The sequence below is a fragment of the Pseudoalteromonas sp. G5_S1_54_S4 genome, assembly GCF_054968565.1.
Genome location: NZ_JBQKUL010000001.1, coordinates 240,733 through 259,569 on the forward strand (window position 1 = coordinate 240,733; position 18,837 = coordinate 259,569).

General features: G+C 40.1%; 9 protein-coding genes. All 9 read left to right on the plus strand.

Features of this window, described 5'->3' with window-relative positions:
* Position 1 precedes the first annotated feature (1 nt).
* The 9 genes from prc to ACTRWE_RS01185 all read left to right on the plus strand — a co-directional run bounded on the left by prc (position 2) and on the right by ACTRWE_RS01185 (position 18,761).
* Positions 2–2,026 (plus strand): carboxy terminal-processing peptidase, encoded by a 2,025-nt coding sequence (prc, locus tag ACTRWE_RS01145; RefSeq protein WP_262975886.1) that lies wholly within the window; start codon positions 2–4, stop codon positions 2,024–2,026.
* Positions 2,027–2,185: 159 nt separating this feature from the next.
* Complete coding sequence (gene nhaC, locus ACTRWE_RS01150) at positions 2,186–3,670, plus strand: Na+/H+ antiporter NhaC (RefSeq protein WP_390897783.1); 1,485 nt, start codon at positions 2,186–2,188, stop codon at positions 3,668–3,670.
* 50 nt (positions 3,671–3,720) lie between these two features.
* The gene (gene pepN, locus ACTRWE_RS01155) at positions 3,721–6,315 is read left to right on the plus strand and encodes an aminopeptidase N (RefSeq protein ID WP_462879324.1); all 2,595 of its coding nucleotides are present in this window, start codon (positions 3,721–3,723) and stop codon (positions 6,313–6,315) included.
* Between the two features lie 3 nt (positions 6,316–6,318).
* On the plus strand, positions 6,319–6,540 hold the full coding sequence (locus tag ACTRWE_RS01160; RefSeq protein WP_016900377.1) for a DUF2835 family protein: 222 nt from the start codon (positions 6,319–6,321) through the stop codon (positions 6,538–6,540).
* 253 nt (positions 6,541–6,793) lie between these two features.
* The gene (locus ACTRWE_RS01165) at positions 6,794–8,890 is read left to right on the plus strand and encodes a DUF1302 domain-containing protein (protein WP_462879325.1); all 2,097 of its coding nucleotides are present in this window, start codon (positions 6,794–6,796) and stop codon (positions 8,888–8,890) included.
* Positions 8,891–8,903: 13 nt separating this feature from the next.
* A complete protein-coding gene (locus tag ACTRWE_RS01170) occupies positions 8,904–10,268 on the plus strand; it encodes a DUF1329 domain-containing protein (RefSeq protein WP_462879326.1) in 1,365 nt (454 codons plus the stop codon).
* A gap of 124 nt (positions 10,269–10,392) precedes the next feature.
* Positions 10,393–11,388 (plus strand): WD40/YVTN/BNR-like repeat-containing protein, encoded by a 996-nt coding sequence (locus tag ACTRWE_RS01175; RefSeq protein ID WP_462879327.1) that lies wholly within the window; start codon positions 10,393–10,395, stop codon positions 11,386–11,388.
* The gene (locus tag ACTRWE_RS01180) at positions 11,388–13,709 is read left to right on the plus strand and encodes an efflux RND transporter permease subunit (protein WP_462879328.1); all 2,322 of its coding nucleotides are present in this window, start codon (positions 11,388–11,390) and stop codon (positions 13,707–13,709) included. The genes ACTRWE_RS01175 and ACTRWE_RS01180 overlap by 1 nt, the downstream gene beginning before the upstream one ends.
* Before the next feature lie 210 nt (positions 13,710–13,919).
* Positions 13,920–18,761 carry an NAD-glutamate dehydrogenase gene (locus tag ACTRWE_RS01185; protein WP_462879329.1) on the plus strand — a complete coding sequence of 1,614 codons (4,842 nt, stop codon included), beginning with the start codon at positions 13,920–13,922 and terminating at the stop codon, positions 18,759–18,761.
* Positions 18,762–18,837 lie beyond the last annotated feature (76 nt).

Sequence of the window (18,837 nt, forward strand, 5' to 3'; positions counted from 1 at the left end):
TATGAGTAAAAAGTTTACGCTCATTCCGTTAGTTGCTGCGCTGTTTTCAGGTTCATTATTGGCTGCAGTAGAGCCGGTAACATTAGAAGACTTACCTTTGCTCAAGCAAGAAAGTCAGCACGGTACAGCCAGTAAACGAGTGGCTAATCTATTTACTCGTTCGCATTACACACCCGTTCGATTTAACGATGAGCTTTCAAGTAAAGTGTTTGATCGTTACATCGAATCCCTTGATTTTAATAAAAGCGTGTTTTTGAAAAGCGATATTGACTCTTTTGAGCAATATCGTGAGCGTTTCGATAACGCGCTTATTAGCGGCAAGTTAGGCTTTACATTTGATATTTTCAACTTAAGCCTTAAACGTCGTTTTGAACGTTACGAATTTTCGCTTTCACTACTTGAAAATGAAATGACGTTCGACACTGAAGATGAATATTTTTATGACCGTGAAGATGCTCCATGGGCGACCACGCAAGCTGAATTAGATGAAATTTGGCGCGAGCGAGTAAAATATGATGCATTACGGTTAAAAATGACAGGTAAAGATTGGCCTGGCATAAAAGACGTTTTAACCAAGCGTTATAAAAATGCAGAGAAGCGTCTTGTACAATCAAAATCTGAAGATGCATTTCAAATTGTAATGAATTCACTTGCACGTAGTATTGAAGCACATACTTCATACTTATCTCCACGTCGTGCAGAACAGTTCAAAATGGATATGGATCTTGAGCTTGAAGGGATTGGTGCAGTATTAACGCCTGATGAAGACTACACGGTAATTCGTAGTTTAGTGCCTGGAGGCCCGGCAGACAAATCTGAGCAAATTAAAGCCGATGACCGCATTATTGGTGTGGCTCAAGAGGGCGAAGAGTTTGTTGATGTTATTGGTTGGCGTTTAGATGACGTGGTTGATCTTATAAAAGGTCCTAAAGGCACGAAAGTACGTTTACAATATTTAAAGGGTGCAGATGCTCACGGTACGCCAAAGGTAGTTGAGATAACCCGTGATAAAATTCGTCTGGAAGACCGAGCAGCAAAATCAGAAGTATTTGAAGCCAGCTATTCAGATCTGACTAGTAAAATAGGGGTAATCGAAATCCCTGGCTTTTACAACAACCTTTCTAAAGATGTAAAAGTAGAACTTGCTAAATTAAAAGAGCAAAAAGTTGACGGTATTATTATAGACCTACGTCAAAATGGCGGTGGTTCGCTATATGAAGCGACGCAGCTGTCAGGCTTGTTTTTTGATCAAGGCCCAGTGGTACAAATTCATACATTAAATAATCGCATTGAAGAACAAAAAGACCGTGACGGCATTACTTATTATGATGGCCCACTCACAGTGCTTGTTGATAGATACAGCGCGTCTGCATCTGAAATTTTTGCCGCAGCTATGCAAGATTATGGCCGCGCAGTTATCATAGGTGAACAAACCTTTGGTAAAGGCACTGTGCAGCAGCATAAAGGTTTAGCGCGTGCTTATGACTTATACGATAATCCATTAGGTAGTGTGCAATATACAATTGCAAAGTTTTACCGCATTAATGGTGGTAGTACACAGCATAAAGGGGTGATCCCAGATATTACGTTCCCATCGGCTATTGACCCTGCTGAGTGGGGGGAAAGTAAGCAAGATAATGCACTACCATGGGATAGCATAGTACAAGCGAAGTATAAGCAAATAGGGCGTTTAAATCCTGTTATAAATGTGCTTGAAAAACAGCACAATGAGCGAATTAAAACTGAACCTGAATTTAATTATGTGTTTGAGGATATCGCTCGTTACAACGAAGAAAAAGATCGTAAAACAATTTCTTTAGTCGAGAAAAAGCGCATTAAAGAAAAAGAAGAAAATGAAGCGCGAGCACTAGCACGCACTAACGAGCGTTTAAAGCGTTTAGGCAAACAACCTGTAGAAAACTTGGATGATGTGCCTGAGGTAATTGAAGAGCTTGACCCATTTCTTGAAGAAGCTGCTCTTATTACGCAAGATTATATCAAATATGGTCGCGTAGCTAAGCGCTAAATTCAGCTTCACTTTGTAAAAAAAAAGGCGCCTAGGCGCCTTTTTTACTATCGATAATTTGCTAAATTGTTATAATCGCGGATTACCAAAAGTTGAGCTAGATCAATAGTGCTCAATAAATGCGCGTACGTGCTAATAAAAATAATCAACATGCACCGAATGTGTGTAGGAGTCTATATTTTGAAGCCAATTGAAGAAAAACCACTAAAAAGTGCCTCGTTTTTTGATGCACTCATTCCAATTGCTGTATTAATTTGTTTATTAGGTGCCGCTGTGTACTTATTTGGTGATGACTCATCGTCAGGTCCCAATCAAATTGCCTTGTTGTTTGCAACTTTCGCTGCAGCACTAATTGGTTTAAAAAATGGCTACACATGGAAAAAATTAGAAGATGCAATGATTGAGGGAATTACCTTATCTCTTAGCGCTATTTTAATTCTACTCATGGTGGGGGCACTTATCGGAACTTGGTTATTATCAGGAACGGTTCCGACCTTAATTTATTACGGCTTGCAAATAATCAACCCTAGCTGGTTTTACGCCGCGAGTTGTTTAATTTGTGGCATTGTAGCAATGAGTATTGGTAGTTCGTGGACCACAGCAGCGACTATAGGTGTCGCGTTACTCGGTGTCGCTTCAGGACTGGGTTTAGAGCCGACAGTTACCGCGGGTGCTGTAATATCAGGCGCATATTTTGGCGATAAGCTTAGTCCATTATCTGAAACAACCAATTTAGCACCGGCTGTTGCTGGTGCTGATTTATTTGAACACATTCACCATATGTTATGGACAACTGTTCCAAGCTTTGTGATTGCATTAATCATCTTTGTTTTCATGGGCTTTAACGCGACAGCAGCGGGAGAGGCTGGTCAAATAGACCAAATAACTGCAATTCTTCAGCAAAACTTTAATATTGGTTTAGAAATGTTGGTGCCTTTAATTGTGTTACTAGTCTTAGCAATAAGAAAAATGCCAGCGTTTCCGGCTATTTCTATAGGCGCTGTCATTGGCGCTGTATGGGCATTGTTATTTCAATCTGATTTAATTGCTAGCCAAATAGATATGACCCAAGGTGAATTTGTTGGTTACTTTAAACTGGTTTGGACCACTTTTTTTGACGGTTTTACTATTAGTACCGGTGATACAAAAATGGACTCGTTACTCAGTGGCGGTGGCATGTCAGGCATGCTAACCACGACATGGTTGATCATGACGGCACTTATGTTTGGTGCGATTATGGAAAAAACGGGTCTACTTGATATATTTGTTAAAAGTATTCTTAAAATCGCAAAAAGTACCGGTTCATTAATTGCTTCAACTATTGCTACCTGTATTGGTACCAATATTATCGCAGCAGATCAGTATATTGCTATTGTTGTACCCGGGCGTATGTTTAAAGAAGAATATAAAAAGCGCGGGTTAAAGCCGGTTAATTTGTCACGCACACTAGAAGATGGGGGCACAATTACCAGCCCGCTCATACCATGGAATACCTGTGGTGCGTATATGCAAAGTGTTTTATTAATCAATCCGTTTGATTATGCACTTTATGCATTTTTCAACCTTATAAATCCTTTCTTAGCCGTTATTTATGCTTACTTAGGTATTAAGATACTGCGTATCAAGCCTAAGCAAACGGCTTAATTTAAGTAGCTCCTTTTATCACTAAAAGGGGCTATTTTTTTGGAGTGATCATGACTGAACTACAAAAACCTCAAGCAGAATATTTAAAAGACTATAAAGCCCCCGATTTTTCAATCGAGCATACTGAGCTGACTTTCGACTTACAGCCATTAACGACTCAAGTAAATGCTTTATTAACGCTTAAACGCGTGGGTGATTCAAATGTGCCTCTGGTATTAGATGGTATTGACTTAACTTTGATCTCTTTATCGATTGACGGTGCAGAGCTCACAGATTATAAAATTATAAATCAGCAATTAATCATTAATAATCTGCCTGATGAATGTCAGTTAAGCATAGTGACGCAAACTTCACCGCAAACAAACACATCACTTGAGGGATTGTACTTATCGGGAGGCGCTTATTGTACTCAATGTGAAGCGCAAGGGTTTAGAAAAATAACCTACTACATGGATCGTCCTGATGTACTTTCAACTTTTGATGTCACTATTATTGCCGATACGGCATTTCCGCATTTGCTCTCTAATGGTAACCAAGTGGACAGTGGTGAAACGCAAGATGGACGCCATTTTGTAAAATGGCAAGATCCGTTCAAAAAGCCGAGTTATTTGTTTGCTCTAGTGGCAGGGGGCTTTGATGTTTTACACGATAAATACACTACCCGCAGTGGTAAGGATGTCACCCTAGCGTTATTTGTCGATAAAGGAAACTTACCTAAAACAGAGCATGCTATGACGTCGCTTAAAAAAGCGATGGCTTGGGATGAGTCACGTTTTAATTTAGAGTATGACCTTGATATTTATATGATTGTTGCCGTTGATTTTTTCAATATGGGAGCAATGGAAAATAAAGGGTTAAACATTTTCAACAGCAAATGTGTGCTGGCAAATCAAGAAACGGCAACCGATAAAGATTACCACACCATTGAGTCCATTGTTGGCCACGAGTACTTTCATAACTGGACCGGAAATCGTGTAACTTGTCGTGATTGGTTTCAGCTGTCTTTAAAAGAAGGTTTAACGGTATTTAGAGATCAAGAGTTTAGCAGTGATTTAGGCTCTCGTGCGCTTAATAGAATTGATGCTGTAAAAGTGATGCGTACTCATCAATTTAGCGAAGATGCCGGCCCAATGGCACACCCAATACGCCCAGAAAAAGTCATCGAAATGAATAACTTTTACACCGTTACAGTGTATGACAAAGGGGCTGAAGTTATTCGTATGATGCATACATTGTTGGGTGAGGAAAATTTTCAAAAAGGCATGACACTGTATTTTCAGCGTCATGATGGCCAAGCGGTTACCTGCGATGATTTTGTTGCGGCAATGAGTGATGCATCATCAATTGATTTATCACAATTTAAGCGTTGGTATAATCAGTGTGGGACACCACGTTTAAACGTTACCAAAGCGTATGATGAAAGTGCACAAATCTTCACGCTCACTATAGAGCAACTTGCGCCCCTGAATCAGCCTGATAATGCGATGTTACATATTCCTTTTGCGATTGAACTTTTAGATCAGCAAGGCCAAAGTATTGCATTGCGATACCAAGGTAAAAAGGTTGATAGCGTATTAAATGTTACTCAAGCTAAACAAACATTTCATTTTGATAATATTGAACACAGTCCAACCGCCGTATTGCTAGAAGATTTTTCAGCACCGTGTATTTTGAATCAACAGATCACTGAAGCTGATTTATTACATATTATGCGTTTTGCACGCAGTGACTTTTCACGCTGGGATGCACAACAACAATTGTTTATTGATGCACTCAAGGCAAACGTTATTTCAGCTAGTAATGCACCACTAAGCGATGCCGTTATTGATGCACTTAGGGTGCTAATATCGCAACGAGAGGGTGATTTAGCGCTGATTGCTGAACTCTTAAAACTACCTAGTTTTGATACTTTAGCTGCGGAGTTTGACGTTATTCCGGTTGATGACATTATTACCAATATTGAGCTATTCGAAAAACAAATTGCCAAACAACTACATACTGAGTTTTTAAGTTGTTATCAGGCAATCACCGATGATGGTAGTGTGAGTGCCAAAGCGGTGGCTATTCGCGCTTTAAAACAACTTTGCTTGCACTATTTAGCAAAAACAGACAGTGCTATGGCGGCAAGCTTAATTGAGCAGGCAGCAGCATCAACAAATATGACTAATGTGCTTGGCGCTTTGAGCAGTGTAGTTAAAGCTGCGCACCCATTATCAAATCAATTACTTGCGCATTTTGACAGCCAATGGCGCCATGATGTGCTAGTAATGGATAAATGGTTTGCTTTACAAGCAATGAATAGCGCTGATGATGCCATTGAGAAAATTAAGGCTTTGTATACACATCCATGTTTTGATTTTTCAAATCCGAATCGAGTTCGTGCATTAGTGGGGAGTTTTTCGCACTTTAATACCGCACAATTTCATCGCTTAGATGGTCAAGGTTATACATTACTTGGCGATTTATTAATTAAGCTTAATGCGATTAACCCGCAAAATGCATCACGTATGTTAACGCCGTTTATGTCATGGCGCCGCTATGATGAAACCCGTGCCAGTGCAATGAAAGCGCAATTAGAGCGCCTTTCGAATTTAGAAGGTTTAAGCGATGATTTATTTGAAAAGGTTGAAAAAGCTTTACAATAAATCATGATAGAACATTATTTTTATATAAATTTGAGCTATAACGAGTGCATGGATTATTACCATGGCCGGTATAGCTCAATTCAAGTAACAGCTGATAGCGGCAAAACAATTCGTTTTGCTGCGCATTATCTTCGGCCCTTCATGTCTAGTTTAGGTATTCGTGGTCGGTTTAGACTTATTTTAAGTAATGAAAACAAGTTCATCCGTCTCGAACGAGTAGCCTAGCTGTTGTTTTTTGTGATATAGATATACACAAATATTGCCTTTTTGTTAATTTCGATTTGTTCTATTGTTAATTTACGTGTATAAATTATCTGGTATGACGTCTTACCAATACGTAAACGTTAAACAAATAAAAAACTTATAACTGATTGAAGGCGACCATTTGTAATTTGTTTAATTCGCTTCTATCGTTACGATTACACTAAAAACAATAACTTGATCACACAAAAAATACCCGCGACAGGGGGGAACCAAAATGATAAGAAGATCGCTTTTTGTTAAAAATAAAATAGTACTCGGCTTAACAGCTGCGGCTATCGGTTTATCAGCAGCACAGACACAGGCTGCAACATTTGAGGTAGGCGGTTTTGATATCGCTTTCGACTCTACTTTTTCTTATGGGCAAAGTATTCGCGTAGAAGACCGTGACTTTAACCTCATTGGTAAAAGTAATAACCCATCATTTGATTGGACAGGTTATAACCCAGCAATCAATACAATTTATTCATCTCAAGATGTCTGGGCTCAACCGGGCTCTTACTCAAATAATGGTGATGCAGGCGATTTAAACTTTGATAGCGGCAAAACTTTTTCAAAGCTATTAAAAGGCACGCATGATCTATCAATAAGTAAAGATAACTACGGCTTATTTACTCGTTTTATGTACTTTTATGATTTTGAATTAATGGACGGCGATCGTGCCTACGTTAATCCAACATCTGGTCAGGGTGTAGATCCGTGTGATGATGATGATACTAAAGAGCAAAGCTGTGCTGACATTCGTTTACTTGATGCGTATGTGTGGGCAAACTTTGATTTAAATGAAGGCAAAAACCCGCTTTCTATTCGAGTTGGTCAACAAGTGGTTAACTGGGGGGAAAGTACATTAATCTCTCATGGTATTAACGTAAACCCGGTTGATATTGACCGATTAAAAGCACCTGGTGCTGAACTAAAAGAAGCGTTTATTCCGGTTGGTATGTTGTGGGCCTCATTAGGGCTTACAGAAAACATGACCTTAGAGGGCTTTTATCAGTATCAATGGCATGAAACACGTTTACCTGCAGCAGGGACTTATTTTTCTACCAATGATTTTGCGGCTGAAAACGGTTATCAACAAAATGTACAGCTTGGTTTCACCTCAAACCCTGATATTGACTTAGCGTTTTTAACAGATAACTTGAATAACCTGATGGCAACTTATGGCCAAGTGGCTGCGAGCCAAGGTATTGACCCATCAAGTGCAGCTGGACAACAATTACTGGCCAATATGTACTTAGCGTACCCGACTAAGGTTGCCCTTAAAGGTAAAGGCTATGATGGAAAAACAGAGCCTGATGATGGCGGTCAATATGGTCTGCGCTTAGGTATGTTTTTGCCAGAGTGGAACGATACAGAAGTGGCACTTTACCATGTAAATTATCACAGCCGCCGTCCACTTATTTCGGGCCGCGTATCTAATTTCACGCAAGCATCATTGCAACAAGATTTAGCCATGATTGCCACCACTGAAATTACCTCTGATAACGTCTCTGACTTAAAAGCATTTGCTAAAGCGACAAACGAATACCCTGAAGATATTAAACTATATGGTTTGAGTTTTAATACCTCGCTGGGTGAAACCGCGTTTGCAGGTGAATTCACTTTCCGTGAAGACGAACCACTGCAAATCGATGACGTAGAATTACTTTATGCAGCTATGCCTGAGCAATTAGCTATTGCGGGTTTACGTCCTGAGTTTGCAGGTATTTCGCAAATGAGTAAAGGTGATGCTGCAAGTGTTGTCGGCCCTGGTGAATTAGCCAAAGGTTATATTGAGCGCAATACATCACAATTACAGTTTACGGCAACGCATTTATTTGGCCCGTCATTAGGTGCTGATAGTTGGGCTGTGGTGGGTGAAATTGGTGGTGTTCGTATCAACAATATGCCTGAATACGATGAAATGCGCTTGAATGTGTCAGGTACTGGTCGAAGCGGTATTATGCAAGGCCCTGGTAGTTCAGATTACTCTGCATTACACATGGCGTTATCAAATGGCCCTGAGCAAAAATCGTTTGCTACGGCGTCGTCTTGGGGTTATCGCTTAATTGCCAAAGGTGATTACTTTAATATTTACAATGGTATTAACTTCTCACCTCGTTTTGTGTTCTCGCATGATGTTAATGGTAATACGCCTGATCCAATGTTCTTATTCATTGAAGATCGTAAGTCACTAGGTGCTACTATGAGCTTTAATTACCAAAATGCATGGTCTTTAGATGTAAGTTACAACTCATTTTGGGGTGGTGGCGACACCAACACTTTCTCTGACCGAGATTACGTTTCTTTTAACTTAAAATATTCTATCTAGGGGTAACATTATTATGATTAAAAAACCTACCCTCATTGCTACAGCGTTTTGTAGTTTGTTTGCAAGCCACGCAGCGCTGGCTAAAATTAGCCCAGAAGAAGCTGCGCGCCTTGGTAAAGACCTAAGCCCAATTGGGGCAGAAAAAGCAGCGAATGCAGATGGTTCAATCCCTGCGTGGAACGGCGGTATTACTGCTGCTCCAGCAGGTTATGAACCGGGTATGCACCACTTGGACCCTTATGCAACCGATAAAGTATTATTCACTATTGATAAAAGTAATATTGATAAATACAAAGAAAACTTAAGCCCAGGACAAATCGCGTTATTTGAAGCGTACCCAGATACGTTTAAAATGCCTATTTACAAAACACGTCGTTCAGCATCATACCCACAGTTTGTATACGATGCGACAAAGAAATTTGCTACTACAGCTGAATTAGTTGAAGGCGGTAACGGCATTAAGAACACAGCAATTGGTATTCCATTTCCAATTCCTAAAACAGGTTTAGAAGCAATTTGGAACCATTTACTGCGTTATCGTGGCCAGTCTATTGAGCGTTTTGGTGGTCAGGCAGCACCGACGGCATCGGGTTCATATAACTATGTTGGTTTTGATGAGCAACTATTAGTTAAATATTCTGATCCAAGTGCAACGCCGGCTGAACTACAAGACTCTAATATTTTGTTTAAGTTTAAACAGCAAGTGACAGAGCCAGCACGTTTGGCAGGTACGGCATTGTTAGTACATGAAACTATGGATCAAATATTAACACCACGTCAAGCGTGGACGTATAATTCAGGTCAGCGTCGTGTTCGTCGTGCACCTAATGTAGCGTATGATGCTCCGGGTACAGCAGCAGATAGCTTACGTACTACTGATGATTTTGACATGTTTAACGGCTCACCAAATCGTTATAACTGGACGCTAAAAGGCAAGCAAGAGCTTTACATCCCATACAATAGCTACAAGCTTCATAGTGATAAGCTAACCTATGATGATATTTTAAAGCCGGGCCACATCAACCCAGAGCATACACGTTATGAAAAACACCGTGTGTGGGTTGTTGAAGCAAACTTAAAAGATGACACGCGCCATATTTATAAAAAACGTGTGTTCTACATTGATGAAGACAGCTGGCAAGTACATGTTACCGATATTTACGATAATCGCGACCAACTGTATCGTGTAGCAATAGCTTATGGCCTTAACTACTACGAAGTACCGACTCAGTGGAGTACGCTTGAGGTTTACCACGACCTTAACTCACGTCGCTACTTAGCCATTGGTTTAGATAACCAAGAAAAGATGTATGATTTTTCTCAGTCATTTAATGATAATGAGTTCACATCGAGCGCTTTACGTCGCGCTGGCAGATAGTATAAAAGCAGGCACCTAGTTTCCTAGGTGCCTTTTTTCTTTCACATCGCGTTTGTCTATTAACGCACAGGTTTTCCTCTTTATAACAGACAAACAAATCCTCAGTTCAAGGCGAATTTAATTTATGAAGTATTTGGTTTATGCCAGCCTGATCCTAAGCGGTGCGAGTTTTGCACAAGACGCACCTTTAAGTGCGATTAGCGCGATTAATGCAGATAAAGCACTCCTTACCGATATCACACAAACCTCAGCAGGGCTCATTGCTGTGGGTAAACACGGTACGGTCATTAAAAGTGTTGATGGTAACAATTGGCAACAAGCACAATCAGTGCCTACACAAGTATTACTAACGGCGGTTGAATTTACTAATGATTCTCGCGGCTGGGCATGTGGACATGACGCCACAATTATAAATACCACCGACGGTGGTGAAAACTGGCAGTTACAACAAGCAAAGCCCTCACTTGATAAACCCTGTTTAGATATTTATTTTAAAGACGATTTACATGGTTATGCGGTTGGCGCCTACGGTATGTTTTATCAAACCAGTGATGGCGGCGAACATTGGCAAAAACGGTTTTTAGATTCACTGTTATTTAGTGAAGATAGAGCGTACTTAAACGATTTAAAAGAAACCGATCCCGAAGGGTATGAAATAGAAACTTCGTCTATTTTGCCACATTTTAACCGCATAGAACCGACTAGCACGGGTTTAATGCTGGTCGGTGAGATGGGCTTAATGGCAAAAAGTGATGACGATGGCCAAACTTGGCAACGTTTAGATGAAATTTACCCTGGCTCGTTTTTTGGTTTTGCTTCTGATTCATCGCAACAAATCGTCGCAGGGCTACGCGGTAATATTTTCGTAAATAAAACCGACAGTGGACAATGGCAGCATTTAGAAAATGACAAAACCGCCACTATTAATAGCATTATCAACTACAACAATAAACAATGGCTATTACTGGCTAATAGCGGTGTTATTTTTCATCTAAAAGATGATGAGTTGTCATACGAGCAATTGGCCGATGGTAAGGCAATACTTGATGGTGTAATTGTTAAAGATAGACTTATTCTGGCGACAGAAAATGGCATTAAAGTGAAGGAGTTGACCCCTTAATGCAAGCAATTTTAGATTTTTTAGAAAAAGCGATTTTTAGACACCGCTTAGTGGTGCTCATAAGTTTTGTGTTGATCACCTGTTTATTGGTTTTTAAAGCAACACAGATTCAACTTGATGCGTCATTTAATAAAAATATCCCGCTCAATCATGAATACATGAAGGTATACACTAAACATGAGAAACAGTTTGGTGGTGCAAATAGTATTTTAATTTCTGTATGTGACGACAGCGGAGATATTTTTAACCCTGAATTTTTTACTCAATTAAAAGCAGTGCACGATCAGCTTTATTTTATTCCTGGGGTAAATCGTCCTTTAGTAAATTCTATCTTTTCACCCAGTGCCCGTTTTGTTGAAGTCGTTGAAGACGGTTTTGCCGGTGGCCCTATCATTCCAGCTAACTTTAAAGCAGACAAGCAAGGGTTAGGCGTTGTAAAAGAAAATATTGAAAAGGCAAAAGTAGTTGGTCGTATGATAGCAAGCGATTATTCGTGTGCCATGGTCACCGCCCAACTGTTAGAGACTGATCCGCAAACACAAGAAAAATTAGACACCCTTGCGTTTGCAAAAAAATTAGAAACCGAAATTCGTGAGCCTCTAAGTACTGATAATATCAGTATTCATATTATCGGTTTTGCAAAAATGGCTGGCGATATCGCTGAAGGTGCAAAAGGGGTTGTTTTATTTTTTGCCATCGCGATTGCGTTTACTTTTGTCATGGTATGGCTATTTTGTGGCAGCTTAAAACTTACTATCTTACCGATTGTGTGTTCAATTATTGCGGTAATTTGGCAGTTAGGATTGCTTTCTAGCTTAGGCTTCGGTCTTGATCCTATGTCTATCTTAGTGCCCTTTTTAGTCTTCGCTATTGGCGTAAGCCACGGTGTGCAGATGATTAATGCCATTGGTAAAAAGGTTGCTGAAGGTAAGTCTACAGCAATATGTTGCCAATCAAGCTTTAGGGCTTTACTTGTGCCTGGCGGGATTGCGTTGTTATCTGATACGGTTGGCTTTTTAACCCTATTAACCATTGATATCGGTATTATTCGTGAACTTGCTATTACTGCGAGTTTAGGTGTGGCAGTGATTATATTTACTAATCTGATTTTGTTGCCAGTGTGGGCGTCGTATATGCGCTTTGAAAACAGCATCCATATTCAATCAGGTGATGCTAATAAACCGAACATACTCGATGCAATGCGCGATTTGTTGGTTAAAGCAACCGACCCAAAAACAGCAAAAATCATTATTGGTTTCACTCTGGTTTTATTTGCACTGGGCTATTGGCAAGCAGACAAAATGCGTATTGGTGATTTACATGCTGGGGCACCATCATTGCACCAAGATGCACGTTACAACCAAGATACTTTCTTAATATCGGACAAATACACTATTTCTTCGGATATTTTAAAAGTCATTGTGGAAGCATATCCTGCTGCGTGTACCGAGCATGACGTCATGGAGCGTATATCGCGCTTTCAGTATAAGGTTGAAAATTTAGCTGGTGTACAATCAGCGGTCAGCCTAAGTTCAGTGGCACAATCAGTCAATGCCGGTTACAACGAGGGCAATTTAAAGTGGCAAAGTTTGCCGCGCAATTCTGCCAGCTTAGTGCAATCAACGTCGCGTGTGGAAACAAGCACAGGGTTATTAAACGGTGATTGCTCGGTAATGCCGGTGATTATATTTTTAGACGATCACAAAGCACAAACAATTGATAACGTGATTGCAAAAGTAAAACAATTTGCTGATGAAGAGGGCACAGATAAACTTGCCTTTAAATTAGCGTCAGGGCCAGTTGGTGTTATGGCTGCAACGAATGAGTCTGTTTCAGCAGCGCAAATACCTATGATGTTGTATGTATACGGTGCGGTTATTATTTTATGCTTACTTAGTTTTAAGAGTGTAAAAGCAACAATTGCGGTGGTATTACCCTTGTACATAGTATCAACCCTTGCACAAGCACTGATGGTACAGCTTGAGATTGGTCTGACTGTTTCAACGTTACCAGTGATTGCTCTGGGTGTAGGTATTGGTGTTGATTACGGTATTTATATTTTGTCATCGATGATGGGGCAGTTAAAACAAAACGTACCATTGAGTATTGCTTATCGTAATGCATTAGTTGAACGTGGTAGTGCGGTGTTATTTACCGGTATTACATTAGCGATTGGTGTAAGTACGTGGATTTTTTCTGATTTGAAGTTCCAAGTTGATATGGGAATTCTGCTTACCTTCATGTTTTTAGTAAATATGTTGGGCGCAGTGTTACTTTTACCTGCAATTGGCAGCTTGCTCTGGACTGACCAGAAAAAATAAGGTGAATAAATTTGCTCCAAAATGGCCAGTAATGGTCATTTATATCTATATTTTGTGAATAGATGACCAAATAGCTGAAATGCTTAAAATGTTTTCATCGAAAAGGCTGTTTATTAGTTTCAAAAGGGTTAGAATTTAACTGACTCCACGCTAATAAATGGCTGTACAAATACTCTGCTAAACTAGCAGTGATAGATTAAGGAACATACAATGACACGAAATGAAGGCCAAGCCTCGGTTATTTTAGATAACGTCTGTAAGCTTATCCAGAAAAAAGTTCGCGCTGATAATGTGTTACTCGTTGAGAAATTCGCCAAAGCCTTGTACAGCAATATGTCTAAAGAGGATTTGGCAAATCGCAACGACAGTGACTTATATGGTGCTGCACTTAGCCTTTGGAATTCGCTAGAAAAAAATACATCAGATGACGCAGTTATTCGCGTTTTCAACCCTGAAGTGGCAAAAGATGGCTGGCAGTCATCGCATACCATTGTAGAGATCATTGCTAAAGATATGCCATTTTTAGTTGACTCTGTGCGTATGGCCATGACACGAGAAAACATTGCCTCTCACTTACTTCTACATAGCCCACTGAAAATTCAACGTGATAAAAACGATAATATATCAGGGTTATCAAGCTTAAAAGCAGAGCAAGAATCAACATCAACAAAAACAGTATTCTTCATAGAAATTGACCGTCAAACAGATGCTACTGTTATTGAGTCTTTCAAAAAAGAACTTGAATCTGTACTCGTTGATGTATCGGTTGCGGTTGAAGATTGGCAGCCTATTCGCGAAAAACTAATCGCAGTTAGCAAAAGCTTGCCTAAAAGCCACAAAGATAAAAATGATAACGAAATAAATGAAACCGTTGAGTTCTTAGATTGGCTAGTAAAAGACAACTTTACATTAATGGGTTACCGCCAATATGAGCTCTCGCCAGTCCAAGGTGATTATCAATTAAAAGGTAAAATGGATACCAGCTTAGGGTTAATGAAAAACTCGGATGCTGAGCACACACGTTTACTTTCTGAGTTACCTGAAGTGGCTCGTCAAGAAGCACGTAGTAGCAACTTATTAATTTTAACGAAAACCAATTCATTATCTCGAGTTCATCGCCCAGCCTATATTGATTATGTGGGTGTTAAGCGTTTTGATGACAAAGGTAATGTGATTGGTGAAGACCGTTTTATAGGTTTATTCTCATCTAACTTTTATAATAACAGCGCTGCTGATGTCCCAGTTCTTAAAAGCAAGATTAATCGCATTATGGATATGTGTGATTTTGCTAAGGGTACACATGCATACAAAGCGGTATTAAACATCTTAGAAACCTACCCACGTGACGAATTAGTGCAAGCTCGCGAACATGAGCTACTTGAAGTTGCTATGGGCGTGTTACAAATTCAAGAACGCGATATGTGTCGTTTATTTGTTCGCAAAGATGCATACGGTCGCTTCCTATCTTGTATGGTGTATGTACCACGTGAACGTTATAACACGGCGCTGCGCCGCGAAACGCAGGCTATTTTAGCGAATGCATTTAATTCTGACGTTAAAGTCGAATTTACTACCTATTTCTCAGAGTCAACACTGGCGCGTACTCATTACACCGTTCGTGTGACCGATAACAATATTGAATATAACGTGAAAGACATAGAAAATAATCTAATAGAAGCCGCTCGTACCTGGGAAGATAAACTCCAATCAGCCTTACTCGAATCTGCTGGTGAAGCACGTGGTAACGAATTAAACCGTAAATACTGCAACGCTTTTGCACGTTCATATAAAGAAGAAGTACTACCAAGTGCCGCTGTTGTTGATATTGAAAAGCTAGAAATGCTAAACGATGACAACAAACTTGAGATGTTGTTTTATCGTCCACAAGAAGAGGCGAGCAGCAATATTGTTCGTTTAAGCTTATTCCACAAAGATGAGCCAATTCACTTATCAGATGTGATGCCAATGCTGGAAAACTTTGGTTTACGTGTTGTAGGTGAAACACCTTACTCAGTTAAAACCAGTGATGGTGGCATTAATTGGATCATGGACTTCTCAATGCTGATTGATAGCAAAGGGATGGCCGATTTTGATAAAATTTCCGCACGTTTTCGTGCCGCACTAACCAGTGTGTGGGCAAATCGTTTAGAAAACGATGGTTTTAACCGTTTAGTGTTAATGGGTGGGTTAACCGGTCGCGAAGCATCAATTTTACGTGCGTACGCTAAATACATGCGCCAAATTGGGGTTACTTTCTCGCAAACGTACATCGAAAGCACCTTTGCTAATTACCCACACATCGCGGCTAAAATCGTTAATTTATTTGCTAAAAAATTCTCAGTTAAAAGTCCTGCAAGTGCTAAAACACTTGAAAAACTAGGCTTAGAAATTTATGCAGAGTTAGAAAACGTAGCGAATCTTGATGATGACCGTATTATCCGTTTATACGTTGATATGATTGTTGCAACGCTGCGTACAAACTACTTCCAAAAAGATGGTGAAGGTAAGTTTAAGTCATATATTTCACTTAAAATTCAACCAAGTTTAATTCCAGAAGTACCACTGCCTGTTCCTGCGTTTGAGATTTTCGTTTACTCGCCGCGTGTTGAAGGTGTGCATTTACGCTTTGGTAAAGTTGCGCGTGGCGGCCTTCGTTGGTCAGACCGTCGTGAAGACTTCCGTACTGAAGTTTTGGGCTTGGTAAAAGCGCAGCAGGTTAAAAATACCGTAATTGTACCGGTTGGTTCAAAAGGTGGCTTTGTATGTAAACAACTACCTAGTGAGCGCGAAGCGTTTATCAAAGAAGGCCAAGAATGTTACAAAATCTTCATTCGTGGCTTATTAGATATCACAGATAATATTGAGCGTGGCGAAGTTGTACCTGCTGTTGATGTTACTCGTCATGATGAAGACGATGCATACCTAGTGGTTGCAGCGGACAAAGGAACTGCGACTTTCTCTGATATTGCGAACGGTATCGCAATCGAATATAACTTCTGGCTAGGTGATGCGTTTGCATCAGGTGGTTCAGTAGGTTACGACCATAAGAAAATGGGTATTACTGCCCGTGGTGCATGGGAGTCTGTTAAGCGCCATTTCCGTGAAATGGATATTAACTGTCAAACCACAGACTTTACTGCCGTTGCCATTGGTGACATGGCCGGTGATGTATTTGGTAATGGTATGTTGTTATCAAAGCACATTCGTTTGCAAGTGGCGTTTAACCACTTACATATTTTTGTGGATCCAAACCCCGATGCAGCTGCTTCTTACCCAGAGCGCGAGCGTTTATTTAATTTACCACGTTCATCATGGGAAGATTACAACAAAGAGTTAATTTCAAGCGGCGGTGGTGTGTTCTCTCGTGCAGCCAAGTCGATTACGCTAAGCCCAGAAATGAAAAAAATGTTGGGCACTAAAAAAGCCAGCATGACGCCTAATGAATTGATCAAAGCCTCACTTATGATGGAGTTTGATTTATTGTGGAATGGCGGTATTGGTACATACATTAAGCACTCTAAAGAAACAGATGCGGATGTAGGGGACCGTGCAAACGATGCACTGCGCATTAATGGTAAAGACCTTGGCGCTAAAGTCTTTGGCGAAGGCGGTAACTTAGGGGCAACCCAGTTAGGTCGTATTGAATTTGCTGCTAAAGGTGGCCGTGTAAATACTGACTTTATCGATAACGTAGGCGGTGTTGCGTGTTCAGATAACGAAGTAAACATTAAAATCTTACTTAATGGTTTAGTTGCCGAAGGTGATTTAACACGTAAGCAACGTGATGAGTTACTTTACTCAATGACCGACGAAGTATCTGAATTAGTGCTTAAAGACTGTTATCGTCAAACACACACTTTATCGATTACCCAATCGAAAGGGACCTCAACGCTTAAAGAAAAAATTCGTTTTATTCATGCGCTTGAAAAAGAGGGCAAGTTAGACCGTGCGATTGAGTTTATTCCGACGGATGAGGAGTTAGCAGAGCGTGCTGCCGCAGGCAGAGATTTAACACGTCCTGAGCTTTCAGTGTTGGTCTCTTATGCGAAAATGGTTCTTAAAGAGTCATTAGTAACCGACGAAATTACCGAAAACCCTTACTATCGTCAGTTATTGGTTAAATCATTCCCACGTCCATTACGTGAGAAGTTTAACGATGCTATGAATAATCACCCACTACGCAAAGAGATCATTGCCACTAAGTTAGCAAATAATATTGTTAACGATATGGGCTTAAACTTTATGGTGCGTATGAATGAAGAAACAGGTGCAAACGAAGCTGAGATTGCATTATGTTATTCAATCGCAAGTGAAATATTCCAAATGCGTGACACTTGGTTATCAATTAGTGACTTAGATAACAAGATACCGTCTAACGTACAAACAGAAATGTTGTACCAGTTACGTCGTACTGTTCGTCGTGCAACTCGTTGGTTCTTACGTCACCGTACGAAAGCACAAACAATTGAGCAATCAATTGAAGCATTTGCACCAACGTTTGCCGATTTAAGTGAAAACTTAACTAAATACATCGTGAAAACAGAAAGCGATCGTATAGAAAGTGCACGTGAAGAGCTAACGCAAAGCGGTGTTCCGGTTGAGATTGCTCAGCGTATTGTATCGTTATCAAGCTTGTTCTCTGTAATGGACTTGACACAAATTGCGCAAAACTCTAATCGTAAAATCGATATGGTATCGCACACTTACTTCAAACTTGGTGCGCAAATGGGGCTACATTGGTTCTTAGACCAAATTACTAATCAACCTGTTTCAAACCATTGGCAAGCACTTGCGCGTGCTTCATATCGTGAAGAGTTAGATTGGCAACAACGTACATTATCTGAAGTAGTGTTAAACAGCTTTGAAGGTGATAGTAGTGATGTTGATGGCCAAATTGAACAGTGGATGGATAGCCAAGATCTGTTATTACAGCGCTGGAAACAAATGCTAACTGAATTTAAAACATCGCAAAGTCATGACTTTGCAAAATTCTCAGTTGCACTTAGAGAGCTTATGTTACTAGGCCACAACTGTGATACCTCTGCAAAGTAATAAACTGCAACTGATTAAAATTAATCGTTAAACAGTTTTTTGTTATATAATACCTCAGCCTTGTCTGAGGTATTTT

Excerpts from the sequence above, each read along its gene's own strand:
- prc (WP_262975886.1), top strand. The coding sequence starts at position 2 with ATGAGTAAAAAGTTTACGCTCATTCCGTTAGTTGCTGCGCTGTTTTCA.
- nhaC (WP_390897783.1), top strand. The coding sequence starts at position 2,186 with ATGTGTGTAGGAGTCTATATTTTGAAGCCAATTGAAGAAAAACCACTA.
- pepN (WP_462879324.1), top strand. The coding sequence starts at position 3,721 with ATGACTGAACTACAAAAACCTCAAGCAGAATATTTAAAAGACTATAAA.
- ACTRWE_RS01160 (WP_016900377.1), top strand. The coding sequence starts at position 6,319 with ATGATAGAACATTATTTTTATATAAATTTGAGCTATAACGAGTGCATG.
- ACTRWE_RS01165 (WP_462879325.1), top strand. The coding sequence starts at position 6,794 with ATGATAAGAAGATCGCTTTTTGTTAAAAATAAAATAGTACTCGGCTTA.
- ACTRWE_RS01170 (WP_462879326.1), top strand. The coding sequence starts at position 8,904 with ATGATTAAAAAACCTACCCTCATTGCTACAGCGTTTTGTAGTTTGTTT.
- ACTRWE_RS01175 (WP_462879327.1), top strand. The coding sequence starts at position 10,393 with ATGAAGTATTTGGTTTATGCCAGCCTGATCCTAAGCGGTGCGAGTTTT.
- ACTRWE_RS01180 (WP_462879328.1), top strand. The coding sequence starts at position 11,388 with ATGCAAGCAATTTTAGATTTTTTAGAAAAAGCGATTTTTAGACACCGC.
- ACTRWE_RS01185 (WP_462879329.1), top strand. The coding sequence starts at position 13,920 with ATGACACGAAATGAAGGCCAAGCCTCGGTTATTTTAGATAACGTCTGT.